We start from the raw sequence: 17,602 nt of genomic DNA, 5'->3' as shown, positions 1-17,602 counted from the left end.
CGCGACGCGTCGGATAACTCGCATGCACCCGATACTCGCTGTGCCCGAATCGTGTGGGAAGCCCCCACTGGGCGCCCGTTCGGTGCGCCGTATCGGGCAGCCCGAGCCGGTGGACGGTGACCGAACGGTCAGCCCCGAAAGCGCGGGTGACGCTCGCGCGAAGCCGCCGTTACGGTGAATCAGCGCGTCCTCACTCACCTCATCGTCCTGGAAAGGACCGAGCCGTGCCTGAATTCGTCCGGCACCGTATCCCCTTCGCTGGACGACGGGCGGTCTCCGCGCCGACCACCTGCGCCCAGCGGCACATCTGGAACCTGATGCAGGGGCAGCTGCCCGACGCCGCCTTCTATGACGTGTGCTACTGGGTGCCCCTGCCCGGCCACGGCACCGCACAGGACCTGTTCGCCGTCTGGGCCGAGCTGCTCGGACGGCACGAGTCGCTGCGCACCGGCTTCCACCGGGACGCGGACGGCTCCCTCGTACAACACGTCGTGGAAGCGGCCGAGTTCGAGGCCGAGGTGTGGACGCTCGCCCCGCACGACGACCCGGACAGCGTGCGGCAGGCCTGGGAACGCCGTATGCGCCACACCCCCTTCGACCCCGCGCGGGCCCCGCTCATCCGGTTCATGGTGTCCGTCGTCGAGGGCGCTCCCGTGCTCGCCGCGTTCTATGTGTCCCACCTCGCGGTGGACCTGACATCCGTGCGGCTGCTGGCCGAGGAGATGACCCGGCTGCTCGACGCGCGTGCGGCCGGCCGGCCTCTGCCGCCCGCCGTACCGGCCCGGCAGCCCGTCGAGCAGGCGCGGCTGGAACACTCCCCGCGCGGCCGTGCCCTCCAGAAGCGGGCGCGTGCCTACTGGTGCCGCCAGCTCGACAGCGCCCCCACGACCCTGTTCCCGGGCCGGGGCGACCCGGCGGCCCCGGTCCGGTACAGCGCCGGCATGAGCTCCCGTGCCGTGGCACTCGCGGTACCGGTCCTTGCCCGGCGCTGGCGGGTGAGCACATCCGTGGTGCTGCTGACCGTCGTCGCCCAACTCCTCGGCCTCCGCACCGGATTGCCGTCGTGCACCCTGCGCCTGCTCACGGCCAACCGGTCGGACCCGGACGTGCGCGCCACCGTCGCCAACCTGCACATGGAGGTGCCGGTGACGATCGGCCTGGAGGGCGACCGCGTCGAGGACGTCGCGCGCCGCGCTCTCGCCGCGTGCACCGCCGCGTACGCGAACGGCCTCTACGACCCCGACGACGTGGCGCGTCTGATCGCCTCCGCCCGCGGACCCGGCGTACCCGTCGACCTCTCGTACTGCTTCAACGACGTCCGCGAGGAACAAGGCCTGCCCGGTGCGGCCGAGGGCGACGATCCGGTGACCGGCGAGATCCTGCGGGCCGCGACGGCCGACACCGTCGTCGCCCCGGACCAGTTCGAGGAGGGCGAGACCTTCTTCATCATGGTCGACGACGAGGTCCCCGGCTGGATCCGCATGGTGCTCAACGCCGACCACCGGGCACTCACGCCGTCCGAGGTCCACGCGTTCCTGCACGACATCGAGCGCCTGCTGGTCGAGTACGTCGAGAGTGCCGGGGAAGAGCACGGCCGGACCGTCGCGGTGGGCGGCGCGGGAAGGACCTCGACCGCCGAATCGTAAGAGCCAGGGGCTTCGACGCGCGCCGACCGTCCGGCTTCCGCCCGTCGACGGCCGGCGCCGCGGCATGCCCGGACGCTCGGCCGGAGGTGCGCACGATGATCCCGGCAGGCCGGCGCGTCCGCCACGTGCATTGGACCGGGCTTTCGGAGTAGCCGGATGACCATAGCCCAAAGTGGGGGTGTTCGATCACCGGGGACCCGGCAAGACTGTTGCACGGGCCGCCCGGTTCGATCACGGCAGGTCACGGAAGACGCGGAGTTCCGGCAGCGGGACGCACCCCTCCCACCGCTCCGCCGCTCTCACCGCAGCACCGCACCGTCCCCCTTCTCCCCTCCCCGCGGCCCCGCCCCCCCATCAGTCGACAGCCGACAACCGCCCCTACGCGACCCCCTCGTGACGGGAACCCATGTCCTCATCTGTTGGTCAACTCGCCTCCCTCCAAGCCGAGTTCCCCCCGAGCGGCCCCGGTTCCGTGCGGTACGGGCCGGCCCCGGTCGAGAACCCGGCCCTCGGCAAGGTCTTCGCCGAAACCCCGGGCTGTACGCCCGAACAGCTCGACGACGTGCTGGACGACGCGGCCCGCGCCTTCCCCGGCTGGGCGGCGACCCCCCTGGCGGAACGCCGCGAGCGGCTCCGCTCCTGCCACCGCGCCCTGCTCGGGGCGGTGGACCCGATGGCCGAACTGCTCACCAGGGAACAGGGCAAGCCCCTGAAACACGCCAGGGCCGAAGTCCGCCTGGCCGCCGACTGGTTCGCCCGCACCGCGGAGCTGGGGATGGAGCCGGAGCGGCTCGTCGACGAGCCCGCCGCCCGCGTCGACCTGGAGCGCGTGCCGTACGGTGTGGTCGCCGCGATCGCGCCCTCGAACTACCCCGTCCTGCTGGCCGTCTGCAAGATCGCCCCCGCGCTCCTCGCCGGCAACACCGTGGTGCTCAAGCCGTCCCCGGACACGCCGCTGTCCAGCCTGATGATGGGCCGGATCCTCGGCGGAGTCCTGCCCGCGGGCACCTTCGCGGTCGTGGACGGCGACGTCGAGCTCGGCGCCCGGCTGACCGTCCACCCGGCGGTCCGGCTGGTCTCCTTCACCGGGTCGGTCACCGCGGGCCGCGCCATCGCCCGGCAGGCAGCCGCCGACCTCAAACGGGTCGTGCTCGAGCTCGGCGGCAACGACCCGGCCGTCGTACTGCCCGGCACCGACGTCCTGTCCGTCGCACCGGACCTGTTCACCGCCGCCATGACCAACAGCGGCCAGTTCTGCGCCGCGGTCAAACGCGTCTACGCGCCCCGTGCCACGTACCGCCGACTCGCCGAGGCCATGGCGGAGAAGGCGCGGACGGCGATCGTGGGTGACGGGCTCGATCCGGCCACCGAGTACGGCCCGCTCGTCAACCGCGCCCAACTGGTCCGGGTCGCGGGCCTGGTGGACGACGCCGTGGCGGCGGGAGCCGACGTCCTGGCCGGCGGCCGACCCCTCGACACGCCGGGCCACTTCTATCCACCCACCGTCGTCACCGGGCTGCCGCCCGGCAGCCGTCTCGAAGAGGAGGAACAGTTCGGCCCGGTGGTCCCCGTCATCCCCTACGAGGACCTGGAACAGGTCTTCGTACAGGTCAACGCCTCGCCGTACGGGCTCGGCTGCTCCCTGTGGGGCGACGAGGACCGCGCGCGGGAACTGGCGGGGCGACCCCGCTGCGGAACCGTGTGGATCAACACCCACGGTGCCCTGCGGCACGACGTGCCGTTCGGCGGACACCGGCACTCCGGGATCGGCGTCGAGTACGGCGCGTGGGGTCTGAACGAGTACACGCAGCTCAAGGTGCACCACAGCGCGCTTCGCCTTCGCCAAGCAGATCGGGAGATGTCATGAGTGACAGCACGGTGGTCCGCGTCGACGGCACGGACGGCATCGACCTGACGGGAGTCAGCGTCTTCGTCGGCGGTCCCATCCAGCACGCGATCCGTGACGACGGCTTCCACCAGCCGTTGCAGCATGCGATCGGCGACATCATCGCGGCCGTCTCCGCCGCGCACGGCACGGTCTTCTCCGCCCACGTGGCCGAGAAGTTCGGCGTGGACACGCCCCTGTTCTCGCCGGACCAGGTCAGTGTGCGCGACATCGGCTGGATGCGCCGCTGCGACGTGTTCGTACCGGTGCTCCCCGTGGACGCGGCCGGTGAACTGATGCGCACCGACGGCACCCACGTCGAACTCGGCTGGGCCTCCGCCCTGAACAAGCCCATCGTCATCGTCACTCCGCTGCCGTTGGCACCCAACGCGAGCCACCTGCTGCGCGGGCTCCCGTCCGTCGCGAACGTGACCGTCGTCGACCTGGTGGAGGCGCGGGCCAACCCCCTCGAACTGCTCCGGCTGCTCGACAAGCTGGGCCAGGGAGCGGTGATGGCGCAGTGACGGCGGCCGAGGACGCAGAGAACCGGCCCGAGGCGCCCGGGCCCGCCACCACGGTCCCGGCGGAGATCCTCGGCCTGCGCCTGAAGTCCCCCGTCGTCGTGGGCTCCGGCCTGCTCACCGACCAGGAACGCAACATCAGGCGGCTGCTGGCGGGCGGCGCGGGAGCCGTGGTCACCAAGACCATCCACCCGAGCCCGGGCCCGCAGGGCAACGAACGCCTGCTCCGGCTGCCCACCGGCATGCTCAACAGCACGACGTACTCCCGCCGTTCGGTGGACGACTGGTGCGCGATGCTGCGCCGGTTCGCCGACGACGACCTGCCGGTGATCACGTCCGTGCACGCGGACTCGCCGGGCGAACTCGCCGACCTGGCCGAGCGCGTGACCGAGGCGGGCAGCACCGCACTCGAACTCGGCATCTCGTGCCTGAACGAGGAGGACGGCGGCCTGGCGGACACGCCCGAGCGCGTCGCCGCGTACACCGAGGCGGTGCGCGGTCGCACCGCGGTGCCGATCAGCGTCAAGCTGGCGATCGGGGAGCGGGTGCGGGAGCGCGTCGACGCCGCCACGGCCTCCGGCGCGGACGCGCTCACCCTGAGCGACACCATCTCGGGCCTCGCCGTCGACGCGGACACCGGTGAGGTGCGCCTCGGCGGGGCGTTCGGCTACTCCGGGCCCGGCATCAAACCGCTCGTGCTCGCCGAGATCTACGGCCTGCGCCGCGACGGCCTCACCGTGCCCGTCATGGCGAGCGGCGGAGTCAACGACGCCGCGGACGTGGCGGAGTACCTGAGCGTGGGCGCGGACGCCGTACAGGTCTACACGGTGCTGCACAAGAACATGCACGCCACGCTCCGCGCCATCCGCCAGGGCTTCGACGACTGGCTGGCCTCGCACGGCGGCACGGTCGCGGACCTGGTGGGCCGGAGCGTCAAGGGGGCATGAGGTGAACGCGATGCGGCAACGCGCCACGAACGTACCGTGCTACGGCGATCTGACCAGCGCGGAAGTACGGCAGGCCATGGACGGCGGCACTCTGGTGTGGCCGGTGGGCGGCCTCGAACAGCACGGCCCCCATCTCCCGCTCTCGGTCGACATGGACATCCCGGACGCCCTGGCCCGACAGGTGGTCGCGGAGGCCGGCGGCCTGCTCCTGCCCGGCCAGCCGTTCTCGGCGAGGTCGCTGCCGCAGAGCGGCGGCGGACTGCACTTCCCGGGCACCGTGCACATCGGCGGCAGCACGTTCATCGACTACCTCACACACTGCCTGACGTCCCTCTCCCGCCTCGGACCCGCCCGGCTCGTCGTCATCAACGGGCACTACGAGAACGAGGGCCTGCTCTTCGAGGCGATCGACGACTGCGCGCAGGCCGCCCTGTTCCCGGACACCGAGGTGCTCGCCTTCAGCTGGTGGAGCCTCGTCACCGAGGAGTGGCTCGGCGAACACGTCCCGCACTTCCCGGGCTGGCACGCGGAGCACGCGGGCCTGACCGAGACGAGCCTGATGATGTACCTCCGCCCCGGCACCGTCCGGGCGGAACGCCCCAGCCACGACGCGCCGCCGCCCGCCGGTGTGTACCGGCACCCCGTCGACGCGGACGGGATCTCGAACCAAGGCGTGCTGTCGTCCGCCGCCGGTGCCTCCGCCGAACTGGGGGAGCGTCTCTTCCGGCACCTGGTCGACGGCGCCGTGGACCTCCTCGGCAAGCCGCCCCGGGACTCCTGTCCATGACCACATGAGCGCGTGAAGACCTGAAGTCGTGACCGCATGAACGCCACCTCCAGGGAGCTATGTCAATGCCATCGACCAGGCCGTACGAGGACTACGACGTGTGCGTCGTCGGGCAGGGCTATGTCGGCGTCACCCTCACCGCCGCGCTGCTGACCACCGGCAGAAGCGTGCTCGGCTACGAGACCAACCCCAAGGTGGCGGCCGAACTCGCCCGGGGCGTACTCGAACTGGCCGAACCCGGCGTCGAGGAGGAGATCAGGGGCGCGGCCGCGAGCGGTGCCTTCGGTGTCACCACCGACGTACGCGGACAGAAACTGCCGCCCGTCGTCATCATCTGCGTCGGCACACCCATCGAGACCGGCGGCACCACACCCGATCTCAGCCACCTGCGGGCCGCCACCGAGGCGATCGCGGGAGGCATCGACGAGACCACCCTCGTCATCGTGCGCAGCACGGTGCCGGTGGGCACGTCACGGAGCCTGGTGCTGCCCATCCTCGGCGAGCGGATCCCCGAACCGTTGATCGCGTACTGCCCGGAGCGCACCATCCAGGGTCAGGCGCTGGCGGAACTCCTCTCCCTGCCGCAGATCGTCGGAGGCATCGGCGACGACGCGGCCAAGCGGGCGGCGGAGTTCTTCGGCACGCTCTCCGACCGGGTCGTACCCGTCTCCTCACTGGAGAGCGCCGAACTCGTCAAGCTGGTGTGCAACTGCCACACCGACCTGATCTACGGCTTCGGCAACGAGGTCGCCCTCATCACCGAGAAGCTGGGCCTCGACGCGCGGGAGGTCATCGACTCCGCCAACCTCGACTACCCGAGGCCCAACCTGCACAAGCCCGGCTTCGTCGGAGGCAGTTGCCTCACCAAGGACCCGTACCTGCTCGCGCACTCGGTCGCGGCGTACGACCACGTCCCGCAGGTGATCACCGCCGCCCGCACCCTCAACGAGTCCATGCCGCGCAGGGTCGGCGAACGTGTCCTGGCCGCGCTGTCGGAACAGGGCGTCGACCCGGCCGACGCCAGGATCCTGATCTCCGGCTTCGCCTACAAGGGCCGCCCCGAGACCGACGACCTGCGCGGAGCACCGTACGAACAGCTGCTGCCGTTCCTCAAGGACCGGGTCAAGGACGTCGTCGGCCACGACTTCGTGGTGCCGGCGGCCCGCATCGAGTCGCTCGGTGTCCGGCCGGTCGACCTGACCGAGGGCTTCACCGGGGCGCACGCGGCGATCCTCCTGAACGACCACGTGCGCTACGGCGACGTCGACGCCGCCGACCTGGTGGCGCGCATGGCGGACCCGGCGCTGGTCTACGACACCTGGCGGGTCCTGCCGCCCTCGACGAAGGCGATGAGGCTCGGCCGTGCGTAAGAAGATCCTGATCACCGGAGGAGCGGGCTTCATCGGCCTGCACCTGGCCCGCCGCGCCGCCGCAAGCTGCGACGTGACGCTGCTCGACGACTTCAGCAGGGGCCGGTCCGACGCGGAGCTCTCCGAACTCCTCGGCTCCGTCGAGCTCGTCGAGCACGACCTGACCACCCCCGTGCCCGACGGGCTGCTCGGGGACGACTACGCGGAGGTCTACCACCTCGCGGCCGTCGTCGGCGTCGCCGAGTCCAACGACAACCCCCGACGGGTGCTGCGCACCAACCTGCTCACCACCGTCCACCTCCTCGACTGGTTCGCCGGCCTGACCGGCGCCACCCTCTGCTTCGCCTCGTCCAGCGAGGCCTACGCGGGCAGCGTCGAGGCCGGCATCGCGTCCGTCCCCACGGACGAGGACGTGCCGCTGATGGTCCCCGACCTGACGGTGCCCCGCTCCTCGTACGGCTTCAGCAAGATCACCGGCGAGCTGCTGTGCCGCACGTACGCACGCACCCACGGCTTCGCCCTGCGCATGGTGCGCTTCCACAACATCTACGGGCCCCGCATGGGGTACGACCACGTGATCCCGCAGTTCGTCGAACGCCTCCTCGGCGGCGCCGACCCCTTCGAGATCCACGGCGCCGACCAGACGCGCGCGTTCTGCTACGTCGACGACGCGGTCGACGCCCTCGTCGCACTGACCGCGCTGCCCACCAAAGAACCGTTGCTGGTCAACATCGGCAACGACCAGGAGGAGATCCTCATCAGGGATCTGGCCCGGCACGTCTTCGACGCCCTGGACCGCCACCCGGCCCTCGACGTCCACCCGGCGCCCCCGCTCTCCCCGGCCCGGCGCCTCCCCGACATCACCCGGCTGCGCGAACTGACCGGATACAGCCCGGCGATACCGCTGCGCGAGGGACTGCGCCGCACCTGCGAGTGGTACGCCCGGCACCCCCGGGCCACCGCCGCGCGGGGAAGCGGAGCGTGAGCGGCGTGCGCGTACGGTACGTCCACCGCGGCTACTTCCCGGCGCGCGCCGGGGCCGAACTGATGACGCAGTACCTCGCCGCGTCGATGAGCCGCCTCGGCTGGGAGGCCGGGGTGTACTCGAACCCCGTCGACGAGGACACCGCGGCGTTCATGCGCGGCTCGGGCGTGAGTATCCAGCCGCTGCCCGCCACGCCCGACGACACCGACCGGGCCGACCTGGTCCACGCCATCGACGCGTTCCACCCGCAGGACATCGCGGCCGGCCTCGACCTCGCCCGCGCCTGGGACGTACCGTTCGCCGTCACCCCGGCGTCCGCCCCCGACGTGTGGCCGGACCGCGAGACCGTACTCGACGGATGCCGCCACGCGGACGCCGTCTTCGCCCTGTCCGAGGCGGAACGCGACATGCTCCGCGACGCGGGCGTCGACGGACGCAGACTCCACATCATCGGCCAGGGACCGCATCTGCCCGGCACCCCCGACCCCGACGGATTCCGCCGCGCACACGGCATCAAGGGGCCGATGGTGCTCTTCCTCGGACGCAAGACGCGCTCCAAGGGCTACGTCACGCTCCTGGAGGCCACCGAGCACATCTGGCGGGACCACCCCGACACGTCCTTCGTGTTCCTGGGCCCGCGCTGGGACGACGACTGCGCGGAACACTTCGCCCGGTACGCGGGACCCCGCGTCATCGAGCTCGGCATGGTCGACGAGGACGTCAAGCACAGTGCCCTCGCCGCCTGCGAGCTGCTGTGCGTCCCCTCCACGGTCGACCTCTTTCCGCTCGTGTACGTGGAGGCGTGGTCCTGCCGCAAACCGGTCGTCGCGTCCACCTTCCTCGGCAGCGGGGAGATCGTCGCCCACGGCCGGGACGGCCTGCTCGTCCCCCCCACCCCCCGGACCGTCGCCGACGCGGTGAACCGGCTCCTCGCCGACCCGTCCGAACGCCGCGCCATGGGAGAGCACGGCCACGACAAGGTGCGCCGTGAACTCGGCTGGGACGCGGTCGCCGACCGGGTCCACACCGTCTACCGCACGCTGACCGCCGCCCGGAAGCAAACGGAGAAGGCCCGATGAGAGCAGTGGTACTGGCCGGAGGTGTGGGCCGACGGTTACGGCCGCACACCCTGACCATCCCCAAACCCCTCGTACCCATCGACGGCACACCGATCCTGCACATCATCCTGGCGCAGCTGCGAAGTGCCGGCTTCACCCACGTGTCGCTCTCGCTCGGCCACCAGGCCCACATGATCGAGGCGAGCTTCGGCGGGGACCGCTGGGCCGGCCTCGAACTGGACTTCTTCCCGGAGGAGGAGCCGCTGGGCACGGCGGGCCCACTCGCGCTGCTGCCGCCCTTCGAGGACTCCACGCTCGTGATGAACGCGGACCTGCTCACCGACATCGACTTCGCCGACCTGATCGCACGCCACAAGAAGTCGCGGGCAGCCGCCACCGTCGCGCTGAGCCGCCAGTACATCGACATCGCGCACGGCGTGGTGGAACTCGACGACGACCGCAGGGTGACCGACTTCCGGGAGAAGCCCCGGCTGAGCTTCCTGGTCAGCGGGGGCATCTATGTGCTCGAACCGTCCTTGCGGCGGCTGCTCGTGCCCCGTGTCCGGGACGACATGCCCGCCCTCCTCGACCGCGCCCGTGCCGAGGGCGAGCGCATCGATGGCCACGTCATCGAAGGGGACTGGCACGACATCGGCACGCCCGAGCAGCTGAACCGCGCCGCCGCGGCCTTCCGCAACGACCGCGCCCGCTATCTGGGCCGTGGCGCCGCGGCGGTGCTTGACGCGGTCACCGGCGCGTTCCAGGAGGTGGCATCCGGATGACGGCGTTCGACATCGCGCTGTACCGCCCGCAGATCGGGCAGGCCGAGATCGACGCGGTCACCCAGGTCCTGCGCTCCGGCTGGCTCTCGTCCGGGCCCGTCACCGAGGACTTCGAGGGCAGGTACGCGGCCGCGCTCGGCGTCGGGTCCGCGGTCGCCGTCAGCAGCGGCACCGCCGCCCTGCACCTGGCCGTCCTGAGCCTGGAACTCGGCCCCGGCGACGAGGTCGTCCTGCCCTCGCTGAACTTCGTGTCGGCCGCCGCGACCGTCGCCCTGTCCGGCGCCACCCCCGTCTTCGCCGACGTCAAGGGAGCGCACGACCTGTCCATCGACCCCGAGGACGCCGCCCGCAGAATCACCCCGCGCACCCGGGCGATCGTCGCCATGCACTACGGCGGTCACCCCGCCGACCTGACGGCCCTGGCCCGCCTGGCCCGCACGCACGGCCTCGCCCTCATCGAGGACTGCGCCCACACCCCCGTCACCGACTCGCCCCACGGCATGCTCGGCACGGTCGGGGACATCGGCTGCTTCAGCTTCTTCGCCACGAAGAACCTGGCCATGGGCGAGGGCGGCCTGGCCGTGGCCCGCGACCCCGCCGTCGCCGACCGCATCCGGCGGCTGCGCTCGCACGCCCTGACCGTCAGCGCCCAGCAGCGCCACCACGGGGGATCCTCCCTGTACGACGTCGACATGCTGGGCCTCAACTACCGGCCCACGGAGATCGGCTGCGCCATCGGCCGCGTACAACTCGAAGCCCTGCCCGCGGGCCAGATCCGCCGGCAGGAGGCGGTCCTGATGTACCGCGAGCAGCTGGCCCCGCTGCCCGGCATCACGGTGCCGTACGCCGACCGGCCGGTGGAGGAGAGCGCGCACCACCTGTTCGCGATGGTGCTGCCCGCGGGCACCGACCGCGACGCACTGCAGGACCGGCTGCGCGCCGCCCGGATCCAGAGCGGCGTGCACTATCCGCCCACCCACCTGTTCTCCGCCTACCAGCGGCGCAGCAGGGGAGGCCCGTGCCGGCTGCCGGTCACCGAGGACGTGATGGCACGTCAGCTCTCCCTGCCGCTGCACCCCGGCATCGGCAAGGACGAGGTGCGACAGGTCGTCGAGGCGGTGAGCGACGCATGGCCGAAGACCGCGTGAGCGGCGGGCGTGTCACGTTCGCCGACGGCGCCCTGTACCGCGACGGGCACCCGTTCGTCAGCGTCGGCGTCAACTACCACCCGTCGCCGACGGGGTGCGACTACTGGCGGGAGTGGGACGGCGACCGCATCGACGACGACTTCCGGCGGATGGCGGCGGAAGGCCTGAACACCGTCCGGTTCTTCGTCTTCTGGGCCGACTTCGAACCCAAGGAAGGCGTCTACGACCCGGCGACGACGGACCGGCTGCGGGAGCTTGTCCGGACCGCGGGGCGGCACGGTCTGCTGTGCCTGCCCTCGCTCCTGACGATCTGGATGAACGGCCAGCGGTTCGACCTGCCGTGGCGGGACGGCCGTGACCTGTGGCGCGACGCGGACCTGCGCGAGCGGCAGCGGGCCTTCGTCCACCACATCGCCGCCGAGCTGCGGGACGAGCCGAACGTCCTCGCGTACGACCTGGGCGACGAGGTGATCCACGTCGACTCCCGGTCGTCCGCCGCCCTCGGGTCCGACGAGGTGCGCGCGTGGTGGGGGACGCTCGCGTCGGCGATCCGCGACGCCGACCCGGGCGCCCTGGTCCTCCAGGCCAACGAGCCCTCCGCGGTCCTCGGCGGCCACGCCTTCCGCCCGGAGCACGCGGACAGCCTCGACATGGTGGGCCTGCACGGCTTCCCGGTGTGGACGCCGTTCCACATCGAGTCCGTCGCGGCCCGCAAGGCCACCGCCTTCCTGCCCTACCTGGTGCGGCGCGGCAGCGCCCACCGGCCCGTGTACGTCGACGAACTGGGCAGCTACGGCTGCGACGGGACCACGGCCGCGAACTACCTGCGGGCCGCCTCCCACTCCGCGTTCGCGGCCGGCGCCGTCGGCACCGCCGTGTGGTGCTGGCAGGACTTCACCACCGAACGCAAGCCCTACGCGCTGCGGCCCAACGAGCGGCGCGTGGGCCTTCTGGACGCGGACGGCGGGGAGAAGCCCGCCCTCGCCGAGTACCGCGCGTTCATCCGGCACGTGACCGGTGACCTGGCCGGGTTCAGGCCGCTCCCCGCCCCGGTGGGCGTGTTGGTCCCCGAGGCCGAGGAGCAGGAGGAAGCCGGCTACCTGACGCCCTCGGGCAGCGACGCACCCGCCGCCTTCTACGCCCACCTTCTCCTTCAACAGGCCCACCTGCCCTACGAGTTCACGGGGCGCGACGCGGAGCTGGAACGGCACGCGCTGGTGATCTGCCCCTCCGTACGACAGTTGTCGCTGCCCGACCGCCGCCGCCTGGCACGGTACGTGACCTCCGGGGGAGTGCTGCTGTACTCCACCGGCAGCCTGTTGGACGCCGCCGGTGACGAGGAGCTGTTCGGCATCCGCGTACGGGACTTCACGCGGGCCGACGACACCCACGCCGAGTTCACCTGGGCGGGCGCGCGCTTCCCGCTGCGCTGGGACGCGGGCCCGATCCCGGTGATCGACACGGCGGGCGCCGAGGCACTGGCCGCGTTCGCCGACGGCTCGCCCGCCCTGACCCGCCACCGTCTCGGCGAGGGCAGCGTCTACTACCTCAACGCCCCCCTCGAGGCACAGCTCAACGCCCCCTACCGCCTGCGGGAAGCCGACTGGCACCGCCTGTACGAGGCCGTCGCCGAGGAGGCGGGCGTACGCGCGCCGCTGACCGCGGACGACCCGTCGGTGGAGACCACCGTCCTCGGACGCGGCGACGAACGCTGCGGCGTGGTGATCAACCACGCCCCCGAGCCGGTGGACACGGTCCTGCGCCGTCGGACCGCGGACGGCGCCCCGGGGAGCGAGAAGCTGCTGCGCCTCGAACCCAAGGGCGTCCGGCTGCTGTTCTGGCGCGGCGACGACCCGGCGCTGCCCGAGGGGCGGCAGCCGTGATCATCGACGCGCACGTGCACGCGGGGGAGTACTACCGCCACTACTCGGCCCGCTTCGCCGAACAGATGACGGCCACCACCGACCTGGCGCCCGAGGACCTCACCGCGCCGGAGGCCAGGCTGCTCGCCGAGATGGACGCCGCGGGCGTCGACCGCGTCTTCCTGCTCGCCTTCGACGTGCGGCGCGTCGAGGGGTTCTCGGTGCCGAACGAGTTCGTCGCCGACCTGTGCGCCCGACACCCCGACCGCCTGACCGGCTTCGCCTCCGTCGACGCGGGCACCCCCGGCGCGGCCGAACGCCTGCGCGAGGCCGTCACCGGCCTGGGCCTGCGCGGACTGAAGACGGCCCCCTGCTACCTGCGCATGTCACCCGCCGACCGCCGGTGGTACGACGTGTACGAGACCGCGGCGGACCTGGACATCCCGGTACTGATCCACACCGGCTACACGCCCTCCCGCAACGCGGACCCGCGGTTCTTCTCCCCGCTCCTCGTCGAACAGGTGGCCAGGGACTTCCCCGGTCTGAAGGTGATCCTCGCCCACCTCGGCACCCCCTGGTCCGGGCCCTGCGTCGACCTGCTCGCCCGGCACCCCAACCTGTACGCGGACCTGTCCATCTTCGGCTCCTACCAGCCGCCCGCGACCGTGGCCGGGGCACTGGCCCACGCCCGCGGCAGCGGCGTCCTCGACCGGCTCCTGTGGGGCACCGACTTCCCCTTCGCGTCCATGACCGGGTCCGTGACCCGCACGGCGGAACTGGCCCGGGACCCCGGGCCGTGGCCGGACGGCAGCGAGCCGCTCTCACCGCGTGAGTACGAGGCCCTCATGGGAGGCACAGCGGCGCGGCTGCTCGCCGCCACCGACCCCCACGCCGCGCCGGCTCCCCGTCCGACCCACCCGAATCGACGTCTCGAGGTGTCATGACCTTCGTCCACGGATACGAGTTCGACGCGATGTCGCGCCGCCCCCTCTACGGCGACGTCACCCAGCGTCTGGTCGACATCTGCGAAGCCCCGGAGGGCGGCGTCGTCGCCGACGTCGGCTGCGGCTCGGGCCTCGCCACCGAACTGCTCCTGGAACACTCCGCGCACGTCGGTGCCATCATCGGCATCGACCCATCGGAGCACGAACTGGCCATCGCGCGAGCCCGGTTGAGCGACCCCAAGGTGCGCTTCGTGCAAGGACGCGCCCAGGACGTCGAGTCCCTGACCGGACCGGTGGACGTCGCCGTCCTGAGCAACGTGATGCACCAGATCCCGGCCGCGGAGCGCGGCGACGTGCTCGCCGGCTGCCACCGCCTGCTCGCCCCGGGCGGACGCTGCGCCCTGAACACCCTCTTCTACGAAGGGGCCATACTCCCCGAGACCCGGTCCTTCTACACCCACTGGCTGCGCGCCACCCGCGCCGTCCTGCGGGACCGCGGCACGGACCTCGTGCTCGTGCGCGAGATGCCCGTGGCGATGCAGACGCTCACACCGCGACAGCACGAAGACCTCTTCGCCGACGCGGGGTTCTCCCAGACCAAGTCCGAGGAGGCCGAGTACACGTGGTCGCTCGAGGACTGGGAGGCCCTCTGCTCCTACTCGGTGTTCGTGGAGGGCGCCACCGGCATCAGCGACCTCGCCCTCGGCGCCGAAGCGCTGATCCGGGGCCTGCGCACCACCTTCGAGCAACTGGAGCTGAGCGGCGTGCCCCGGCGCTGGCTGTTCACGTGGGGCGTCAAGTGAGCACAGCCGCGCCCGAGGACGCTCCGCTGTCGTACGCCCAGCAGGGCATGTGGTTCCTGGAGCGCCGCGCCGGACACCCCCGCCACACCGACGCCGTCACCTTCCGCCTCGTCGGCGAGCTGGACGCGGCGGCCCTGCGGGCGGCCATCGAGGACGTCGTCAGCCGGCACGAGGCGCTGCGCACCTGTTTCCCCGTCGTGGCGGGCCTGCCCGTCCAGCGGGTGTCCCCGCGGGTCGAAGTGCCGCTGCCCCTGACGGATCTCACGACGCTCCCCGAGGGGAGACGCGAAGAGGCGGCGGCGCAGTTCCTCGCGGAGGACCTGCGGCGCCCCTTCGACCTGGTCCGCGGGCCCGTGGTGCGGGCGACGCTGCTCGCACTCGGGCCACGTGAGCACATCGTGCGCGTCTCCTCGCACCATCTGGTCTCCGACGCCTGGTCGTGGTGGGTGGTGATCCTCCGGGAACTGGAGCTGCTCTACACCGCCCACCTGCACGGGCGTCCCTCGCCGCTGCCGCCGGTGCCCACCCAGTACCGGGACTTCGTACGCCGGCAGAGGGAGTGGCTCGGCGGACCGGCCGGCGCGAAACAACTCGCCCACTGGAAGGAGGTGCTGGCGTCCGCGTCCGCGCTGCCCCCGCTCACCCTGGCCTCTCCCGCGCCGACGGAGGCCGGACAGCACCCGCGCACCCAGTGGATGGCCGTTCCCCAGGCCCTGTACGAACGGCTGCGGTCGGCCGCACGGCGTGAGCATGTCTCCCTGTTCATGCTGCTGTTCGCCGCCTCCCAGCGCATGCTGCGTCGCCATGTCGACACCGACGACATCATCGTGGGCACGCGGGGCGGATTCCGCACCAGGGCCGAGTTCGAGAAAGCCGTCGGCCTCTTCGTGAACCTGCTGCCGGTACGGACCCATGTGCCCGCGGACACGGACTTCCGCGCCCTGCTGCACCGGGTCCGCCGGAACCTGATCGACGCCTACACCCACCGCGACATGCCGTTCGAGCGGCTGGCTCAGGCCCTCGGGCTGTGGCGGCCCGGATTCCGGCCGGTGATCGGCGTCTGCGTCTCCTTCCAGACCACACCGGAGGTGCCGCCCGCACTCGAAGGCCTCGACACGACACTCGTCAACCACGACCCCTTCTCGGCGTACCCCCTGGACCTCGGCTTCTACGAGGACGCGGGCGCGCTGCGCGTCCTCCTGGTCCACGACCCCGGCCAGTACGACGACAAGGCCGCCGCACGCCTCCTCGACGACCTGGCCGAGGAGCTCGACGCCGGCTGCCGTGAACTGGAGGACGGATGAAGGCGCTGCAATGGCACGGCACACGCCGGGCGGAGGTCGCGGACGACGTCGCCATGCCGCGTATCGAGGAACCCCGGGACGCCGTCGTCCGGGTCGTGCGCAGCGCGATCTGCGGCACCGACCTCCACCCGTACCGCGGTGAGATCGACGGCTTTCCGGCGGGAACGGTCACCGGCCACGAGTTCACCGGCGTGGTCGAGGAGACCGGCTCCGAGGTACGCGGCCTCCGCACCGGTGACCGGGTCGTCGCCTCGGACATCATCGCGTGCGGGCACTGCCGTTCCTGCCGCCGGGGCTGGCACTACCAGTGCGACCGGGTGGGCCTGTTCGGCTACGCCACCGTGGTGGGCACGCGGGCCTACGCGGGCGGACACGCCGAGTTCGTGCGGGTGCCGTTCGCCGACACGGTGCTGTTCCCGATCCCCGACGACGTCGGCGACGAGCGGGCGCTGTTCGTCGGCGACGTCCTCGCCACCGGGTACGCGTGCGCCGTGGGCGCCGGGGTGCGTCCCGGGGACACGGTGGCGGTGGTCGGCTGCGGCCCGGTGGGCCTGCTGGCCCTGGACGCCGCCTGGCTCCTCGGCGCCGCCCGGGTGCTCGCCGTCGACCCGCTGGAGAGCCGGCGGAAACTGGCCGCCGAACGCGGCGCGTGCCCGGTGCCGGCCACGCCCGACATCGAACAGCAGGTCGCCGACCTGACCGGGGGACGCGGCGCGGACGCCGTCCTGGAGGCGGTGGGCACTGACGCCTCGCTGCTGACCGCGCTGCACCTCGTACGACCGCGCGGGGTGGTCTGCGCGGTGGGCGCCCACGCCTCCGAGGCCATGCCCATGCCGACCCGGCTCGCGTTCGCCAAGGAGGTCACGCTGCGCTTCGCGGTCGGTGACCCCGTCGGCGACTTCGAGCCGCTGATGAACCTGGTACGTGGGGGCCGCGTCGACCCGACGTACCTCATCTCGCACCGGATGCCGCTGTCGGAGGGCGCGGAGGGCTTCCGGCTCTTCGACTCCGGCGAGGCCAGCAAGGTGGTGCTGATCCCGTGAGGGCGGCACCGCTCCCGACCACCACGTCAACGCACGACAGCCGCACATCGAGACACCTGGAGGAACAGTGACGGACAACCTGGCCGCCCCGCTCCCGTCCACGTCGGGCGACGCGGAAGCGGCGGCGGAAGTGGTGCGCAGGATCTGGGCGCAGGTGCTGGAGGTGAGCCCCGACTCCATCGACGTCCACCACAGCGACTTCTTCGAGATGGGCGGCTACTCGCTGCTCGCGTTGCAGGCCATCGGCCGGATCCTGGCGGAGTACGGGATCGACGAGGTGGAAGCGGTGGAGTGGGAGGGCGAACTCCTCAACCGCCTCTTCGAGAACGCCACCCCGATGACCCAGGCCGAATTCCTCGCGGAGAAGGGCTGCGGCACGCCGAGCGCGGCGAACTCCTCCGCTCTGTGAGCAGGGACGCGTGAGCCCGGAAGGGGGGGGGGGGGGGGGGGGGGGGGGGGGGGGGGGGGGGGGGGGCGTGGGGTGGGGGGGGGGGGGGGGGGGGGGGAGGGGGAGTGC

Annotated in this window: 16 protein-coding genes; all 16 read left to right on the top strand. The window is 72.1% G+C overall.

Annotation, left to right across the window (positions count from 1 at the left end; all coding sequences use genetic code 11):
- Positions 1-224 precede the first annotated feature (224 nt).
- The 16 genes from AC07DO_RS09100 to AC07DO_RS09025 all read left to right on the top strand — a co-directional run bounded on the left by AC07DO_RS09100 (position 225) and on the right by AC07DO_RS09025 (position 17,494).
- Complete coding sequence (locus tag AC07DO_RS09100) at positions 225-1,646, top strand: condensation domain-containing protein (RefSeq protein ID WP_479058001.1); 1,422 nt, start codon at positions 225-227, stop codon at positions 1,644-1,646.
- A 406-nt stretch (positions 1,647-2,052) separates the two neighbouring features.
- Positions 2,053-3,513 carry an aldehyde dehydrogenase family protein gene (locus AC07DO_RS09095; protein WP_479057999.1) on the top strand — a complete coding sequence of 487 codons (1,461 nt, stop codon included), beginning with the start codon at positions 2,053-2,055 and terminating at the stop codon, positions 3,511-3,513.
- Complete coding sequence (locus tag AC07DO_RS09090) at positions 3,510-4,055, top strand: nucleoside 2-deoxyribosyltransferase (protein WP_479057997.1); 546 nt, start codon at positions 3,510-3,512, stop codon at positions 4,053-4,055. Before AC07DO_RS09095 ends, AC07DO_RS09090 begins: the two co-directional genes overlap by 4 nt.
- Positions 4,052-4,999, top strand: coding sequence for a tRNA-dihydrouridine synthase (locus AC07DO_RS09085; RefSeq protein WP_479057995.1), 948 nt, complete (start codon positions 4,052-4,054; stop codon positions 4,997-4,999). The genes AC07DO_RS09090 and AC07DO_RS09085 overlap by 4 nt, the downstream gene beginning before the upstream one ends.
- A gap of 10 nt (positions 5,000-5,009) precedes the next feature.
- Positions 5,010-5,786: a creatininase family protein gene (locus tag AC07DO_RS09080; RefSeq protein WP_479057993.1), complete on the top strand. Its 777-nt coding sequence runs from the start codon at positions 5,010-5,012 to the stop codon at positions 5,784-5,786.
- Between the two features lie 65 nt (positions 5,787-5,851).
- Positions 5,852-7,156, top strand: a complete 1,305-nt coding sequence (locus AC07DO_RS09075) for a nucleotide sugar dehydrogenase (RefSeq protein ID WP_479057992.1) — start codon at positions 5,852-5,854, stop codon at positions 7,154-7,156.
- On the top strand, positions 7,149-8,141 hold the full coding sequence (locus AC07DO_RS09070; RefSeq protein ID WP_479057990.1) for an NAD-dependent epimerase/dehydratase family protein: 993 nt from the start codon (positions 7,149-7,151) through the stop codon (positions 8,139-8,141). Before AC07DO_RS09075 ends, AC07DO_RS09070 begins: the two co-directional genes overlap by 8 nt.
- Before the next feature lie 5 nt (positions 8,142-8,146).
- Positions 8,147-9,220 carry a glycosyltransferase family 4 protein gene (locus AC07DO_RS09065; RefSeq protein WP_479057989.1) on the top strand — a complete coding sequence of 358 codons (1,074 nt, stop codon included), beginning with the start codon at positions 8,147-8,149 and terminating at the stop codon, positions 9,218-9,220.
- The gene (locus AC07DO_RS09060) at positions 9,217-9,981 is read left to right on the top strand and encodes a sugar phosphate nucleotidyltransferase (RefSeq protein WP_479057987.1); all 765 of its coding nucleotides are present in this window, start codon (positions 9,217-9,219) and stop codon (positions 9,979-9,981) included. Before AC07DO_RS09065 ends, AC07DO_RS09060 begins: the two co-directional genes overlap by 4 nt.
- Positions 9,978-11,129 carry a DegT/DnrJ/EryC1/StrS family aminotransferase gene (locus AC07DO_RS09055; protein ID WP_479057986.1) on the top strand — a complete coding sequence of 384 codons (1,152 nt, stop codon included), beginning with the start codon at positions 9,978-9,980 and terminating at the stop codon, positions 11,127-11,129. The genes AC07DO_RS09060 and AC07DO_RS09055 overlap by 4 nt, the downstream gene beginning before the upstream one ends.
- Positions 11,111-13,012, top strand: a complete 1,902-nt coding sequence (locus tag AC07DO_RS09050) for a beta-galactosidase trimerization domain-containing protein (RefSeq protein WP_479057985.1) — start codon at positions 11,111-11,113, stop codon at positions 13,010-13,012. The genes AC07DO_RS09055 and AC07DO_RS09050 overlap by 19 nt, the downstream gene beginning before the upstream one ends.
- The gene (locus AC07DO_RS09045) at positions 13,009-13,935 is read left to right on the top strand and encodes an amidohydrolase family protein (RefSeq protein WP_479057984.1); all 927 of its coding nucleotides are present in this window, start codon (positions 13,009-13,011) and stop codon (positions 13,933-13,935) included. Before AC07DO_RS09050 ends, AC07DO_RS09045 begins: the two co-directional genes overlap by 4 nt.
- A complete protein-coding gene (locus AC07DO_RS09040) occupies positions 13,932-14,738 on the top strand; it encodes a class I SAM-dependent methyltransferase (protein WP_479057982.1) in 807 nt (268 codons plus the stop codon). The genes AC07DO_RS09045 and AC07DO_RS09040 overlap by 4 nt, the downstream gene beginning before the upstream one ends.
- Positions 14,735-16,042, top strand: a complete 1,308-nt coding sequence (locus tag AC07DO_RS09035; RefSeq protein WP_479057981.1) for a condensation domain-containing protein — start codon at positions 14,735-14,737, stop codon at positions 16,040-16,042. The genes AC07DO_RS09040 and AC07DO_RS09035 overlap by 4 nt, the downstream gene beginning before the upstream one ends.
- Positions 16,039-17,085 (top strand): alcohol dehydrogenase family protein, encoded by a 1,047-nt coding sequence (locus AC07DO_RS09030; protein WP_479057979.1) that lies wholly within the window; start codon positions 16,039-16,041, stop codon positions 17,083-17,085. The genes AC07DO_RS09035 and AC07DO_RS09030 overlap by 4 nt, the downstream gene beginning before the upstream one ends.
- A 67-nt stretch (positions 17,086-17,152) precedes the next feature.
- Positions 17,153-17,494: an acyl carrier protein gene (locus AC07DO_RS09025; protein ID WP_479057978.1), complete on the top strand. Its 342-nt coding sequence runs from the start codon at positions 17,153-17,155 to the stop codon at positions 17,492-17,494.
- Positions 17,495-17,602 lie beyond the last annotated feature (108 nt).

Source organism: Streptomyces sp. NPDC045678, from assembly GCF_056432085.1.
Note: the sequence above shows the minus strand (reverse complement) of the source record. Positions and strands in the feature narration are given on the sequence as shown.

Excerpts from the sequence above, each read along its gene's own strand:
- AC07DO_RS09075 (WP_479057992.1), top strand. The coding sequence starts at position 5,852 with ATGCCATCGACCAGGCCGTACGAGGACTACGACGTGTGCGTCGTCGGG.
- AC07DO_RS09080 (WP_479057993.1), top strand. The coding sequence starts at position 5,010 with ATGCGGCAACGCGCCACGAACGTACCGTGCTACGGCGATCTGACCAGC.
- AC07DO_RS09090 (WP_479057997.1), top strand. The coding sequence starts at position 3,510 with ATGAGTGACAGCACGGTGGTCCGCGTCGACGGCACGGACGGCATCGAC.
- AC07DO_RS09055 (WP_479057986.1), top strand. The coding sequence starts at position 9,978 with ATGACGGCGTTCGACATCGCGCTGTACCGCCCGCAGATCGGGCAGGCC.
- AC07DO_RS09030 (WP_479057979.1), top strand. The coding sequence starts at position 16,039 with ATGAAGGCGCTGCAATGGCACGGCACACGCCGGGCGGAGGTCGCGGAC.
- AC07DO_RS09060 (WP_479057987.1), top strand. The coding sequence starts at position 9,217 with ATGAGAGCAGTGGTACTGGCCGGAGGTGTGGGCCGACGGTTACGGCCG.
- AC07DO_RS09040 (WP_479057982.1), top strand. The coding sequence starts at position 13,932 with ATGACCTTCGTCCACGGATACGAGTTCGACGCGATGTCGCGCCGCCCC.
- AC07DO_RS09095 (WP_479057999.1), top strand. The coding sequence starts at position 2,053 with ATGTCCTCATCTGTTGGTCAACTCGCCTCCCTCCAAGCCGAGTTCCCC.
- AC07DO_RS09050 (WP_479057985.1), top strand. The coding sequence starts at position 11,111 with ATGGCCGAAGACCGCGTGAGCGGCGGGCGTGTCACGTTCGCCGACGGC.